14 protein-coding genes are annotated in these 13,956 nt (G+C 65.2%); 7 read left to right on the plus strand and 7 right to left on the minus strand.

Annotated features, from left to right (window positions below; translation table 11 throughout):
- Positions 1-32 precede the first annotated feature (32 nt).
- Positions 33-1,124 carry an adenylate/guanylate cyclase domain-containing protein gene (locus tag ACVWZM_RS43600; RefSeq protein ID WP_229193509.1) on the plus strand — a complete coding sequence of 364 codons (1,092 nt, stop codon included), beginning with the start codon at positions 33-35 and terminating at the stop codon, positions 1,122-1,124.
- 5 nt (positions 1,125-1,129) lie between these two features.
- Here the strand turns inward: ACVWZM_RS43600 and ACVWZM_RS43605 are convergent, their stop codons facing one another.
- Entirely contained in the window at positions 1,130-1,378 is a 249-nt protein-coding gene (locus ACVWZM_RS43605; protein ID WP_411781884.1) for a hypothetical protein, read from the minus strand.
- Positions 1,379-1,470: 92 nt separating this feature from the next.
- Here ACVWZM_RS43605 and ACVWZM_RS43610 point away from each other — a divergent pair, with 92 nt between their 5' ends.
- The gene (locus ACVWZM_RS43610) at positions 1,471-2,691 is read left to right on the plus strand and encodes a helix-turn-helix domain-containing protein (RefSeq protein ID WP_076831834.1); all 1,221 of its coding nucleotides are present in this window, start codon (positions 1,471-1,473) and stop codon (positions 2,689-2,691) included.
- A 133-nt stretch (positions 2,692-2,824) separates the two neighbouring features.
- On the plus strand, positions 2,825-3,472 hold the full coding sequence (locus ACVWZM_RS43615) for a Vgb family protein (protein ID WP_057019817.1): 648 nt from the start codon (positions 2,825-2,827) through the stop codon (positions 3,470-3,472).
- Positions 3,473-3,484: 12 nt separating this feature from the next.
- Here ACVWZM_RS43615 and ACVWZM_RS43620 read toward each other — a convergent pair whose 3' ends face one another.
- The 3 genes from ACVWZM_RS43620 to ACVWZM_RS43630 all read right to left on the minus strand — a co-directional run bounded on the left by ACVWZM_RS43620 (position 3,485) and on the right by ACVWZM_RS43630 (position 6,491).
- Positions 3,485-3,817, minus strand: a complete 333-nt coding sequence (locus ACVWZM_RS43620) for a hypothetical protein (RefSeq protein WP_018271221.1) — start codon at positions 3,815-3,817, stop codon at positions 3,485-3,487.
- 157 nt (positions 3,818-3,974) lie between these two features.
- Positions 3,975-5,192: an MFS transporter gene (locus ACVWZM_RS43625; protein ID WP_141342056.1), complete on the minus strand. Its 1,218-nt coding sequence runs from the start codon at positions 5,190-5,192 to the stop codon at positions 3,975-3,977.
- A 132-nt stretch (positions 5,193-5,324) separates the two neighbouring features.
- A complete protein-coding gene (locus ACVWZM_RS43630) occupies positions 5,325-6,491 on the minus strand; it encodes an ABC transporter substrate-binding protein (RefSeq protein WP_057019815.1) in 1,167 nt (388 codons plus the stop codon).
- A 213-nt stretch (positions 6,492-6,704) separates the two neighbouring features.
- On the opposite strand from ACVWZM_RS43630, the gene ACVWZM_RS43635 reads away from it, so the two are divergent.
- Positions 6,705-7,271, plus strand: a complete 567-nt coding sequence (locus ACVWZM_RS43635) for an AAA family ATPase (RefSeq protein ID WP_456856356.1) — start codon at positions 6,705-6,707, stop codon at positions 7,269-7,271.
- Positions 7,272-7,279: 8 nt separating this feature from the next.
- Here the strand turns inward: ACVWZM_RS43635 and ACVWZM_RS43640 are convergent, their stop codons facing one another.
- Together ACVWZM_RS43640 and bamA are read right to left on the minus strand one after the other, a co-directional pair.
- Positions 7,280-7,831: a carboxymuconolactone decarboxylase family protein gene (locus tag ACVWZM_RS43640; RefSeq protein ID WP_076831821.1), complete on the minus strand. Its 552-nt coding sequence runs from the start codon at positions 7,829-7,831 to the stop codon at positions 7,280-7,282.
- Positions 7,832-7,967: 136 nt separating this feature from the next.
- Entirely contained in the window at positions 7,968-10,478 is a 2,511-nt protein-coding gene (bamA, locus tag ACVWZM_RS43645; protein WP_456856358.1) for an outer membrane protein assembly factor BamA, read from the minus strand.
- Between the two features lie 284 nt (positions 10,479-10,762).
- Between bamA and ACVWZM_RS43650 the strand changes: the two genes are divergently transcribed.
- Together ACVWZM_RS43650 and ACVWZM_RS43655 are read left to right on the plus strand one after the other, a co-directional pair.
- Entirely contained in the window at positions 10,763-11,485 is a 723-nt protein-coding gene (locus tag ACVWZM_RS43650) for a response regulator (RefSeq protein ID WP_057020047.1), read from the plus strand.
- On the plus strand, positions 11,482-12,822 hold the full coding sequence (locus ACVWZM_RS43655) for an ATP-binding protein (RefSeq protein ID WP_076831815.1): 1,341 nt from the start codon (positions 11,482-11,484) through the stop codon (positions 12,820-12,822). Before ACVWZM_RS43650 ends, ACVWZM_RS43655 begins: the two co-directional genes overlap by 4 nt.
- 32 nt (positions 12,823-12,854) lie before the next feature.
- On the opposite strand, the gene ACVWZM_RS43660 is transcribed toward ACVWZM_RS43655, so the two are convergent.
- Positions 12,855-13,352: a MarR family winged helix-turn-helix transcriptional regulator gene (locus tag ACVWZM_RS43660; RefSeq protein ID WP_456856861.1), complete on the minus strand. Its 498-nt coding sequence runs from the start codon at positions 13,350-13,352 to the stop codon at positions 12,855-12,857.
- A gap of 118 nt (positions 13,353-13,470) precedes the next feature.
- On the opposite strand from ACVWZM_RS43660, the gene ACVWZM_RS43665 reads away from it, so the two are divergent.
- Positions 13,471-13,872: an Ohr family peroxiredoxin gene (locus ACVWZM_RS43665; protein WP_057019809.1), complete on the plus strand. Its 402-nt coding sequence runs from the start codon at positions 13,471-13,473 to the stop codon at positions 13,870-13,872.
- Positions 13,873-13,956: the final 84 nt, after the last annotated feature.

Here is a 13,956-nt window from a genome sequence, read left to right on the forward strand (position 1 = left end):
CAAGAGTGGTGCGTCAACCCCATGATGGTGTGATGCAATTGTCCTCGACGTTGAGCTGGCTGGTCGACGCCGCCGCCGAAACCGCGGGCGCCAATCGGTTGTTGGCGGACCTCGGTAGCCACCTTATCACGGATGGCCTGCCGCTTGCCGGCGGCGCTCTGACGCTCGAGGTTCCGCACCCCCTGATTGCAAGACGAACCTGGCTGTGGCGTGCCGACAATGGCGAGGTCATCGAAGCGCTCGGATTCGCGCCGGAACAACCTTTTGCGATGCCCGATATGGTCGGATCCGGCGACGCCGGCCGGCGCTGGCTCGGAACTCTCGCGCCCGGCCCGATCCACGAGGGCACGATTGGAACGCGGCCGGATGGCCCGACCCTCGGCTGGATCGGGACACGCGCCTTCACACCTGCCGAGGCGGATCAATTGCGCGAGGCGGCGCGGTTCATGGCCGCGCCGCTCGCCGCGCTCGCGGCGCGCGCGACACTGACGGCGGCGCTGGAGGCGTATCTCGGCCGGCGCAGCGCGGCGCGCGTGCTGGCATCGCCATTGCGGCGTAATACCGGCGAAACCATCCGGGCCGCGCTGCTGTTCGCCGACCTCCGCGGCTTCACCGCGCTGTCGGAAAGCCATCCGCCTGCCGAGGTGATCGCGGCGCTCGATGCCTGGTTCGACCGCATCGCGGGCGCCATCCACGCCTTCGGCGGCGAGGTGCTGAAATTCATCGGCGACGGCCTGCTTGCAATCTTTCCGGTCACGACCAGCGCGCGCAGCGCATCCGAGGCGGCATTGCGCGCGGTGTCGGCGGCGCGCGTCGGTATGGCGCATCTCGATGCAGAGCGACGCAAGCAGGGCTTGCCGCCGTTGCCATTCGGCGCGGCGCTGCATCTCGGCGAGGTGCACTGGGGCAATATCGGCGCCGCCGACCGCCTCGACTTCACCGCGATCGGCGCCGCGGTCAATCTGGTGAGCCGGCTCGAAGGGCTCTGCAAGCCGCTCGAGCAGACCGTGCTGGTTTCGGGCGCCCTCGCCGCCGAGACCGAGACGCCGCTGGTCGCGCTCGGCAGTCATGAACTGCGCGGCATCGCGCGGCCATGCGCGGTCTTCACTTTGCCGGAGACTTGAGCCGGTCATCTGAACAGGCGCAGCCATGGCGCCAGATGAAATGCGCTCATCAGCGCGTACATCGGGACCATACCCTGCAATGACAGCGGTCCCTGCATCGCGCCGCAGATCATGTCGGCCGGCGCCATCGCGGCAATCAGCGCCATCACGGCGAAGGTCGGCGCCGCCGCCAGCGACAGAAAGCGCGCCACGATGGGCCCGCGTCCGCTGAGCCGCCCCCTCACCCAATCCTCACGTGTTTCAATACCGGTCATCGTTCGATCTCTCTGGAGATGATCCATGTCATCATGTGCTAGGTTAGGACCGGGCCTCGGAGGGTGAGAGTGACAAGTGTGTCGGGATTCGAATGGACTCGCTGATCATAGCTGCGGCGCGAGCGCTCGCGGCGGGTGATCCCCTCGGCGCACTGAAACGGGTGGCCCTGCGCGACGATGCGCCGGCGCTGGCGCTGCGCGGCATCGCGATGGCCCGGCTCGGCGATTTCGCCCGCGCCAAGGAGCTGCTGCGGCGCGCAGGCCGCGCCTTCGGCCCGCGCGAAGCGGTCGCGCGGGCGCGTTGCGTGGTCGCGGAGGCCGAGATCGCGCTGGTGTCGCGCGACCTTTCCTTCCCCGGCAAGAGCCTCGCCGCGGCACGCGCAACGCTCGCGGCACGAGGCGATGCACTCAACGCCGCTCACGCCGGCTATCTCGAAATTCGCCGCCTGATGCTGATCGGGAGCCTCGATGCGGCCGAGCGCATGCTTGCTGGCCTCGACCCGGCACCGTTCCCGCCGGCGCTGCGGGTCGGCCATGAACTGGTCGTCGCCGGAATCGCGATGCGGCGGCTGCAGACCAAGCCGGCACGCGAAGCGTTGGCCCTCGCAAGGGAAGCCGCGCGCCGCGCCGGCATCGCCGAGCTCGCGGCCGAGGTCGAGAGTACCGCGCGCCTGCTCGCCACGCCCGCGGCGCGCCTGATCGCGCGCGGTAGCGAGCGGCCTCTCCTGCTCGAGGAGGTCGAAGCCCTGATGGCGTCGAAGGCGCTCGTCGTCGATGCCTGCCGCTACGTCGTGCGCGATATCGGCACGACGGTCTCGCTGACCCGGCGGCCGGTGCTGTTCGCGCTTGCCCGCGCGCTAGGCGAAGCGTGGCCGCAGGACGTGTCGCGCGGCACCCTGATCGCGCGGGCGTTTCGCGGCAAGCATGCCGATGAATCACACCGCGCGCGGCTGCGGGTCGAGATCGGACGGCTGCGCCGGGCGCTGCGGCCGCTGGCCGATCTCAGCGCGACACCGGACGGCTTTGTGCTCCAGCCGCATGGCCGGCGCGAGGTGACCGTGCTGGCGCTGCCGGTCGAGGAGGAGCATGCCGCGGTGCTGGCTTTTCTCGCCGACGGCGAGGCCTGGTCGAGCTCGGCGCTGTCGGTCGCACTAGGGGCGAGCCAGCGCACCGTGCAGCGTGCGCTCGACGCGCTGGCCGCCACCGGCAAGGTGCAGTCGGTCGGCCGCGCCCGCGCCCGGCGCTGGATGACGCCGCCGGTGCCGGGATTCACGACGACGTTGTTACTCCCTGCCCCGCTGCCGAACGGCTAGCATCGGGGCGCAATCGGAAGCGTTTTCGAGCGAAGCGGATACCGGTTCGCGTGAAGAAAACGCGTCAAAGCAGGATTCTGGAGCCTCGATTCTGATTCAATCAGAATTGAAGCTCCAGGCGACAGGAGCGCACATGAAAAAGGCCACGGCCGAGATCATCCGGGAATACGGTCCCTTCGACGGCGTGGAGAACGTCGGCGGCGTCAGCTTCGACGGCGAGCAGGTCTGGTTCGCGGCCGGCGATCGCCTGGTCGCCTTCGATCCCGACAGCGGCAACACCACCCGCACCCTCGAGATCGCGGCTCATGCCGGCACCGCCTTCGACGGCAAGCACCTCTATCAGATCGCCGAGGACCGCATTCTGAAGATCGAGCCGAACAGCGGGCGCGTGATATCCACCATCCCCTCACCCGGCGGCGGCCGCGACTCGGGCCTCGCCTGGGCGGAGGGCTCGCTGTGGGTCGGCCAGTATCGCGACCGCACCATCGTTCAGATCGATCCGGAAACCGGCAAGGTTCTGCGCACCATCGAAAGCAACCGGTTCGTCACCGGCGTCTCCTGGGTCGATGGCGAACTCTGGCACGGCACCTGGGAAGGCGATGAAAGCGACGTGCGGCGGATCGACCCGCAGACCGGCGAAGTCATGGAAAAGCTGGAGATGCCGCAGGGCGTGTTCGTCTCTGGCCTCGAGTCCGACGGCGCCGACCGCTTCTTCTGCGGAAGCGGCTCCGCCAACAACAAGGTGCGTGCCATCCGGCGACCGAAGCGCAGCCGCACGTGAAGCGATTTGCGATCACCTTTCGGCCAGTGAAAGAATAGAGCGGATCACCTGGCGCTTCTCGTCCGACAAACCCGCGAGCAGCGCCTCGTCGAGATGCTGTTCTCGGATGAGCCGTGCGAAGACAAGCGGGAGCTGCGAGTATCGATAGTCGAACATCTCATCGAGCTCCCTCCTTTGCTGGTGCAGATACTCGCCAACTTCCCACATCTCCGACGGCGTCGCTGCCGCAACGGCCCTGCTCTTGAATTCGACCATCACCTTGGCGAGAGCGCACTCCACCGCAGAATCATAGGCCTTGCGCGCAATCTTCTTTTCGGCCGGGGACCATTGGAGATCACGGTACATAGTGGCTCTCATACGCCTGGCATCGTGCCAACAATCAGGGCATTCAGCCGTGGACGCCCGGCCGATGCAATGACGCCACAACGTTGCCCCTTTGCCCGCCGCTCGGCAAGAACAATGCGTCTGTCCGAGCGGCGCGCTGCATGACGGAGTTAAAACCTCACGCTGGCGCCGGCACCGCCGTGGGCCGCGCCGCCGGCATCGGGCGGAACGTCATCATGATCAGGAACGCGCCGATGCCGACCGCCCAGGAGCCGACATAGAGCCACGTGTAGCTCGCAAAGGTGTCGTAGATCAGGCCGCCGGCGAGCGGTCCGGTCGCCATGCCGAGGCTGCCGGCCATCGCGGTGCCGCCGATCACCGTACCCATCATCCGCAGCGGAAAATTCTCGCGGATCAGCACGGAATACAGCGGCATGGTGCCGGCATAGATGAAGCCGAAGATCGCGGCGACCGCGTAGAATGCGGCGAGCTCGCGCACGAAGACGTAGCCGAGCGCGCCGAACGCCTGCGCCAGCAATCCGAGCACCAGCACGCGCTTGGCGCCAAAGCGGTCGCCGAGCAGGCCGAAGGCGATGCGGCCGCCCATCCCGGCGAGCCCTTCGACGCTGTAGATCGTCACCGCAGCAACCATCGGAATGCCGCAGGTGACCGCGTAACTCACGGTATGGATGATCGGGCCCGAATGGGTAGCGCAGCAGAAGAAATTGGTCGCGATCAGGATGATGAATTGCGGCGAGCGCAGCGCCTGCGCCAGCGACATCGGCGGTTCGCCGTTTTCGGAGACCGCTTCAGCGTGGTCGCCCTGCAGCGCCGGCGGGCGGCGCACCAGGAATGAGACCGGTATCATGATCGCGCCGACCACGCCCGAGACGATCAGCATCGCGGTGCGCCAGTCGTGGTGGGAGATCAGCCAGGCCGCAAGCGGCGACATCGTCATCGGCGCCATGCCCATGCCGGCCGACACCAGCGAAACGGCGAGGCTTCGATGGGTGTCGAACCAGCCGGTGACGCAGGCCATCATCGGCGCGAAGATCGCCGCCGTTGCCGCGCCGACCACCGCGCCGAACACGAACTGAAAGGCCAGCAGCGATGTTGTCTGGCTGGCCAGCGCGAGGCTTGCCGCCAGCACGACCGATCCGGTCAGCACCACCGGAAGCGGCCCGAAGCGGTCGGACAGCGTGCCCCAGATCATGCTGGTGAAGGCCATCGCGAGGAAGCCGATCGTCATCGCGCTGGAAATGCCGGTCACCGACCAGCCGGTCTCGCGCGCCATGGGCTGGAGGAACACCGGCAGCGAGAACATGCCGCCGATCGCGACACAGCCGAGCAGGCCGCCAGCCGCGACGATCACCCAGCGATAGGTTGAATTGCTCATTCCGGAACTCCTATGCAGCTCGTTCTGGCTGCAAGACGAACGGACCGGAGTGGAACCGACAGCTGGCGCGCCCGCCAGCTCACTTTTTTGCGAGCGTGGCGTCTGGCGCGGCTACCGAGATATTCCTTCTGGTCAGCGGCCAGCCAGACTGCACCCCGGCTTCGGTGCGATCTCGCCGAGTGCTCGCACCTGCACGAGTTCCGAACCCTGCGTCCTGGCGATGAACATGCTCATCGCCGCTTGATGGTCCTGACCGAGCGTGACAGGGCCGGTCGGCGACGGAATGGCGAGGTCCGCCATCGCGTCGATGATCGCCTCCTTGTCGAGCTTGCCGGCCTTCTCGGCCGCCGCCTTGAGCGCGATCAGCGTGTTGTAATGCGTCATCACATAGTTCGACACCGCGACACCCGGCTCTGCGGCGGCGCGCGCCTTCGCCACGAACGCCTTGACGGCCGGATCCTCGCTCGCCGCGACCGCCGGCACCACTGTGACCATGTTCTGGCCCTTGCCGCGGAAGATGCCGAGGTCGACCTCGGACAGTCCGAGGAATGCCACGGTGATGTCCTTTAGCAATCCGGCCTCGTCGGCCTGCCGGATGAAATCCATCCCGTCGCCCTTCAGCGCGAACAACAGCACCTTGGCCTTGCTCGCCGCGACCTCCTTGATCAGCGGTGAAAAGTCGGTCTCCGTCCCCAGCGTGTATTTGGTCGCGACCACCTTGCCGCCGAGCTTCTCGATCAAGGGCTGCGCGATGCCGAACATCTGGTGCGGCCAGACCCGGTCGGCGCCGAGCAGGAAGTACGTGTTGCCGAAGGTTTGCGTCATGTAGGGCAGCAGCTGGCCGAGCTCCTGGTTCGGCACCGCGCCGAACGAAAACAGATAGCGGCTGCATTTGCCGCCCTCGTAATTGGTGGCATAGAGCAGCGGCGTCTTCGAGCTCTCGGCAAGCGGCACCAGCGCATTCAGGTTGCGCGAGGTGATCGGACCGACCACCGCCAGCACGCCCTGCTTCTCGACCAGCGAGCGCATCGCCTCAGCGGCCGAACCCGGCCGGGTCTTGTCGTCGACATAGATAACCTCGACCGGCCGGCCGAGAATGCCGCCCACCGCGTTGATATCCTTGGCGGCGAGATCGAGCCCGAGTTTCGCCTGCTGGCCGTAAAGCTCGACCCCGCCGGAAAACGGCAGCACCGCGCCGACGCGGATCGGTTCGCCGGATTCCGCTGCGCACGAAGGCTGCAGCACCGCGGCGCAGACTAGCAGCGCGAGCGTCGTGCAGATGATCGAGCGTGATGCCATGTACGTCGTCCCTTCAAGCTTGATACAACCATGCTTGATCGAGGTTATCGGCGCGGCACTGAAGAATTCGTCAAGCGCGCCCCCATTTGCGTCACATTCGAGGCTATGCTCACTCCGCGCGTCGAGAATTTCCGCGCGCCTTCTTCCCCAAGATTTCAAGCCTATCGGGCAACCCGCGTTCGCGGAGTGCTCGTTCATGCGGTGTGACGATTGATGAAAAGATACCTCTTGCAAAACCGCTTCGTCCTGATCTCCGGCTGCTCCGGCGCCGGAAAATCGACGCTGCTGGCCGATCTGCGTGCGCGCGGCTATCCGGTCGTCGAGGAGCCCGGCCGCCGTATCATCGCCCATGAGCTCGCGTCCGGCGGCAAGGCGCTGCCGTGGGTCGATGCGGCAGCATTCCTGCATCGCGCCATTGACGTCGCACTGAAAGATATGGAGATGGCCAAAGCCCATTCCGGATGGGTGTTCTTCGATCGCGGCCTGGTCGACGCGGCGTCGGCGCTGCAGGCATTGACGGGCGAGCCGGTGCTGCACCCGACCTGCTCCGTCCATCGCTACCACAGATGCGTGTTCATGACGCCGCCGTGGCCCGAGATCTACCTCACCGATCCGGAGCGGCGGCACGGCTTCGAGGCCGCAATGGCCGAGTATCGGCGGCTGATGGAGACGCTTCCAACGCTCGGCTACGACGTGATCCACCTGCCGAAGGTATCGCCGTCCGCGCGCGCCGATTTCGTGCTGGCGACGCTCGGCGGCGGCATCCTGACTGAGGCCTGATCAGGCCGTCACTCCGCGGCCTCGCGCTGCGGAACGCCCTGCTCGACGTCGAGCTGCAAGATGTCGTTGAAGCGATTGAAGGCGCCGCACAGCGCGATCCGCCAGGTCAGCTCGACGATCTGCGCTTCCGAGAAATGTTCGCGCAGCCGTGCGAAGATCTCGTCGCGGGTCTTGTTCCAGTTGTTGGTTACGGCGATCGCATATTCGACCACGAGCTTGTCGAGCGCATCGAGCTCGGGATGATCCTGATAGTCGAGCAGCCGTTCGGCGCCCGCTTCCGAAACTCCCTGGATCGCGAGCTTCGGCGCATGGTGCGACACGCAATAATCGCACTTGTTGAGCAGCGATACCGTTACCAGCGCGAGCTCGAGATGCCGCTTCGAGACCACCGCCTCGTCGGCGAGATCGACCAGCAGCGACCACATGTGCTTGAAGATCGGCGGGCGCTGCGCCATGACGCCGGCCTGGTTCTCGAACGCGCCATAGGTGGTCATCTTGTCCCACAGCGGCTTGAGCTCGCCCGGCAGGTCGTTCCTGGTCTTGATTGACACGCGTGACATGGATTGCCTCGGATCGGAAATTGAACCAATGCAGCCTGCCCCGCTTCGCCTGATACCGCAAGCCGCAGGGCGGCATGGCAGGCGTCACGCTGGCCGCAACCCGCGGCGCGGTCCGGCAAGCGGAGCAATCGTCGGCTCAGAACGACGCCCCGCCTCCGAACCGGAACTCCTGCACGATGTCGTATTTACCCTTCGTGAGCGGCACGGCGTAATCGAAGCGCAGCGGGCCAAACGGCGAGGCCCAGATCAGGCCGACACCGACCGAGGTTCGCACCACGTTCCCGTCGTCGTATTGGAGGCCGCATTTGCAAGCAGCCGTATTCACCTCGCCGGTCGCGGCCCACGACGTCGGGCCTTGATAACCCCAGAGCGAGCCGGCGTCCGCATAGACAGCCCCCTTCAGCCCAACCTCAGAGGGCAGGAACCAGAACGGCATCTGCAGCTCCATCGACGCACCCCAGTATTTGGTGCCGCCGAGCGCATCCCCGACCGCGCCAAGGCTCGCATAGGTGATGTCGCGCGGGCCGATGCCGTTGGTGGCAAAGCCGCGCACCAGATTCGGCCCCATCTGGAAATGATCCAGCATGCGCAGATCGTTGTCGCCGACCTTGGTGAGCAGGCCGCCCTGCAGGTGGATCAGTCCGACCAGGTCGGACACCAGCGGCGTATAGTATTTCGCGTCGACCGCGCTCTTCAGATACGTCACGTCGCCGCCGACGCCGGCAAAGTCCTGCTTGAAGTCGATCAGCAGGCCGTCGGTCGGGTTCTTGTTGTTGTCGAGGGTGTTGTAGCTCAGGGTGTAGCCGATCTGCGAGGTCCAGGTCGCCCCTGCGGCCAGCTCCTTGCGCACCGGCAAGGTGGATTCGCCGTCGCCGTAGCAGCCATATCCATACAGCCCCGACGAGACCGAGTTGGTGGGATCGACGCCGCCGAGCACACTCTGGATGTAGGCAGGCGTCGGATTGAACGCGAGCAACGGGTTGGACGGATTGTTGTTGCAGTTCGCGTAGGCGCTATCGAGCGAGATTTCCTGCTGATAGAGCGAGTATCGCAGCTGGAGGGTCAGGTCTTCGCGCAAGGCCAGGCCGAGCCGCGGCGAGAACCCGATCGTCTTCACGCCATAGGTCGTGTAGTCCGTCGGCAATTGCTCCTTGTAATACGCATCGAGCCCGAGCGCGACGCGATAGTCGAGCAAATACGGTTCGACAAAGGACAGCGACAGGCCGCGCGAGTACTGGCCGTAGCTGACCGTTGCCTTGGCAAACAGGCCGCGGCCGAGCAGATTTCGCTCCGAGATGCTGACCTCGGCGAGCGCGCCGTCCGTCGTGGAATAACCGCCCGACACGGAGAAATCGCCGGTCGACTTTTCCTCCAGATCGACAACCAACACCACGCGATCGCTCGTCAAGCCGGGCTCGGTGGTGATCTTGACGGTCTTGAAGTAGTCGAGATTCTTCAGCCGCCGTTCGGCGCGATCGACCAGCGCGCGGCTATACGCATCGCCCTCGGAGAGATCGAACTCACGCCGGATCACGTAGTCTCGGGTGCGGCCGTTGCCGCGAATGTCGATCCGCTCGATATAGGTGCGCGGCCCCTCCTCCACGCGAAACACGATCCCCACCGTGTGGGCCTCGAAATTCCGGTCACCGTCCGGACGGACCACCGCGAAGGCGTAGCCGCGGCGCGACGCTTCGATCTGCATGTCCTCGGCCGATTTCTCGACCGCCTCGACATTGTAGAGCGAGCCTTCGCTGACGCGCGACAATGAACGCAGCGTCGTCGGATCGAAGCCCGCAATATTCGAGCGGAAACCGACCGTCGCAATGCGGTACTGCTGCCCCTCATCGATCTTGAACGTCACCTGAAAACCCTTGCGCTCCGGATCATACTCGGCGAGTGCAGCCACGACCTGGACGTCCGCGTAACCGTGCTTCAGGTAGAAACGGCGGATCAGGTCACGGTCGGCCTCGACCCGATCCGGGTCATAGATGTCGGCATTGCCGAGAAAGCTCAGGAAGTTCGTCTCATGGGTCTTGATCACGTCCTTCAGGCGCGCCGCCGAAAAACTGTTATTGCCCATGAACGCGATGGTCTTGATGCCGGTCTTCGCTCCCTCATCGACGGTGAAGACGAGATCGACGCGGTTGTTCGAGCGTTCGATGATCTCCGGCGTGACGTGCACGTCGTAGCGGCCTGAGCGCCGATAGATCTCGGCGATCCGCAGTGCATCCGACTGTACCATCGGCCGCGACAGGGTGCCCCGCGGCTTGGACTGCATTTCGGCCGAGAGCTGCTCGTCCTTGATCTTTTTGTTGCCCTCGAACGCGACGCGGTCGATCACCGGATTCTCGATCACGGAAACGACGATCCTGCCGCCCGCCTGATTGATCATGACGTCCTGGAACAACCCGGTCCCGACCAGCTCCTTGAGGGCGTCGTCGATGGCAGCTTGATCGAGATGGCCGCCGGGCCCCGGCCTGAAATAGGAGCGGATGGTCTCCGCCTCTACCCTCCGGTTGCCTTCGACCGTGATCGCATCAAGCGATTGGGCCGCCACCGGAGCCAACAATGGCCATATCACCGGCGTCCCCGGGATCGAAAAGCCCGACAGCACGATCGCCGCGACAAAGCCCCGCCACGTCTTCATTCCACACCTCGCGAACAACAAGCCCGTTGTGACGGGATGGTGATGGCTGCGGTGTGGCTGCAGGGTTGCGGAATTATTTCCAGTGGTTTGGGACTGTGAGCGCGATGCGACGCAGCCAGCATCGCGAATTGTTTCGGGCTGCGAGCGACGCTTACAGTTCAGAAACACTATGCTTACGAAAAGGCGCAATGCCGCCCACAAGCGACGCCTATGCTGGTCAATTGGTGGCTGAGCGCGCTGGAACGCGCGCCAATGACGTTATGATGAGGACCCAGTCGCGGATCATGCTTGCAAACACTCCGAAGATCCTGATCGTCGAAGACGATCTGCCGACCAGAGACCTGATTGCCCGCTACCTGCGCGACCAATCCTGCCTGGTGGCCACGGCCTCGAATGGCAGGGAAATGGATCGTTACCTCGCCGGGCATTCGCTCGATCTCGTCATCCTCGATCTGATGCTGCCCGGAGAGGATGGATTGACCCTGTGTCGCCGCCTGCGCGGCGACTCGACGATCCCGATCATCATGCTCACGGCGAAAGGCGAGGACCTCGACCGGATCCTCGGGCTCGAGATGGGCGCGGATGATTATCTCGCCAAACCGTTCAATCCGCGTGAGCTGCTGGCGCGGATCAACGCGGTGCTGCGCCGCCAGGCCCAGGCCGGCCTTGCCGGGCGCTCGGGCCAAAGCGCCGCGCGCCTGCGCTTCCAGGACTGGACCATCGATCTTCGCCTGCGCGAACTGCGCGATCCCGACGGCGCCCAGGTCCCGTTGACCAGCGCGGAGTTCGACCTGCTGCAGGCGTTCTGCGAGCGACCCGGCCGGATCCTCACGCGCGATGGCCTCTTGACCATGACGCGCAGCCGGCCGGCCAGTCCATTCGGGCGCAGCATCGACGTCTTGGTCAGCCGGCTTCGCCGCAAGCTCGATACGAGCGAAGGATCGTCGGTGATCCGGACGGTACGCACCGGCGGCTACATCTTCACACCGCATGTGGAGGACGCATGAGCTGGACCCGCAGGATTGCCGCGCTTTTCAGCTTCCACCGGATCAGTGGCCAGATCGCCGCGCTGATCCTGCTGTCGCTGGTGCTCATCCATGCGCTGATCGGGCTTTATTTCGTCAGCCAGAAGCCGAGATCGTTCGCGGACAGGCCGATCCATCAGTTCCAGCTGGTTGCCAAGCTTCTGGCCGAGGCCCCTGCGGCCGATCGCGCAACGCTGTTGCGCGCGGCCGATCGAGCCTTTCCTCGCCTGCACCTCACATTGCGCGACGCAGGTCCGGGCTCGTCTGACGGTGCTTCGTCAGAGCCGCCCGGCGTCGACGATATCGACGAGTTTTCCTCGAAGACAGCGCCGGCGGCGGCTCGGTTGCCGGACGGAGCCCTGTTCGAAGCGACGATCGGCCCGACGAAAATGCCGCCCTTCTTCGGCGGATTCTGGGTCAGCACATTCCTGTTCCTGTTCGTCAGCGTCACGCTGCTCGGCGTGTGGGCCGGCCGCGCGCTCAGCGCGCCGCTGTCCGCGTTCGCCCGCGCCGCCGAGAATTTCAGCATCAGCCAGGCGGCCGCGCCGCTGCCGGAGACCGGCCCGGAGGAAATCCGCGCCGCAGCAGTCGCGCTCAATCGCATGCGCGAACGCATCACCACGTTGATGAATGACCGCACGCGCATGCTCGCCGCCATCAGTCACGACCTGCGCACGCCGATCACCCGGTTGCGGCTCAGGTCCGAATATATCGAAAACGATGCCCAGCGCGCGGAGACCCTGCACGACCTCGATCAGATGCAGGCGATGCTGGAATCCGTGCTGTCATTCCTGAGCGGCGGCAGCGCGGCGAAGCCGACGCTTGTGAACGTCGCTGCGCTGCTGCAGACGATCTGCGAGCAATTCTCCGATTGCGGTCACGTCGTGCGCTACCAGGGCCCGAACAGGGCTTCGCTCCTGATCCGCCCGAGCGAGATCAGCCGCACCGTGACCAACCTGGTGGAGAACGCCCTGAGGTTCGGTAGCGAAGTCGATATCCGGCTGACCGCGTCAGCCGATCAGGCCACCATCGATGTCTCGGACGACGGTCCGGGGATTCCAGAGCACCGCCGGGCCGAAATGCTGAAGCCGTTCGTCCGCGGAGACGAGGCCCGCACCATGGACGAGACAAGCGGCTTCGGACTTGGCCTTTCGATCGCGCAGGCCATGGTGTGCGGGCATGGCGGCCAGCTGTCGCTGCACGACAACACGCGGCACGGCCTTCTTGTTCGCATCAAATTGCCGGGGCCCGTGCACCCTGGATCGGATCGAAGTGGGACGAGCGCGTCGCGACCCGCAGTTCCTGAGCTCGTTGGCTAGAGCAAATTCAGGATCGGGTTTGGCCCGCAGGATCATCCCTTCCTCGGATCGGCGCGCGTGTTGCGCAGCAGATTGTCGCGCAGCCTCGCGACGGTCTTCTGCACGACGGGAAATTCGTCTCCGAGCCCGGTGGCTTCGACCAGGGACACATTGATGTCCTTGTCGAGTAGGCGCCGGCCCGCCGCCGTCAGGCTCACGCGAACCTGCCGCTCATCGGCGGGATCTCTGACGCGGCTGATATAGCCGCTCTGCTCCAGCTTCTTGAGGATCGGCGTCAGCGTGTTGGATTCCAGAAACAGCTTCTCGCCGAGCGCGCTGACGGTCTGCTGATCCCCTTCCGACAGCGCCACCATGGCGATGTATTGGGTGTAGGTCAGGCCGACCGCATCCAGGATCGGCTTGTAGGCGCGGCCGAAGGCCAGATTGGCCGAATAGACCGCAAAGCACAGAAAATTCGAGAGTTTTCGGCCCTTGGTCTCGGCCTTGGAGGTGCGGGTCACGGGCGTCTCCGGAGTTTGTGATGTCGCGATCCATATAAATCGTATCCGATTAAATCGGAAGTGCTTGACACGATCAAGCATGAAGCCTATTTCGACGCGCACACGATTAGATCGGACACGATCTATATTCATCCCAAAGGAGCTCGCCATGACCGCCAATGCAAAGGTTCTCGTCACTGGAAAGACCCACGTCACCGCCGGCCCGAACGGCGCCGCCCGCTCGCGCGACGGCTTCCTCGACGTCAAGCTGCCGCAGCCGCACCCCGCCGCGGAAAACCTGTTCGCGGCCGCCTGGTCGGCCTGCTACATCGGCGCGATCCAGCTCGCCGCCGGTCAGCGCAAGGTCAAGCTCGCGAGCGAGCCCGAGGTCGACGCCGAGATCGATCTGAACCAGGCCGGCAGCGCCTTCTTCCTGAGCGCCCGCCTCAACGTCCACGTCCCCGGCGTCGAGCGCGAGGTCGCGCAGGAGCTGATCGAAGCCGCGCACGGCATCTGCCCCTACTCCAAGGCGGTCCACGGCAACATCGATGTCACGACCACCCTCGTCTGAAACGAGCACATGACGATCTCCGACGCGGGCCGGCCGCTTGCCGGCTCGCGGTCGGGCAAGTCCAGAAGACTGGAGTTCAAGATG

Source organism: Bradyrhizobium sp. USDA 4501 (assembly GCF_054062115.1).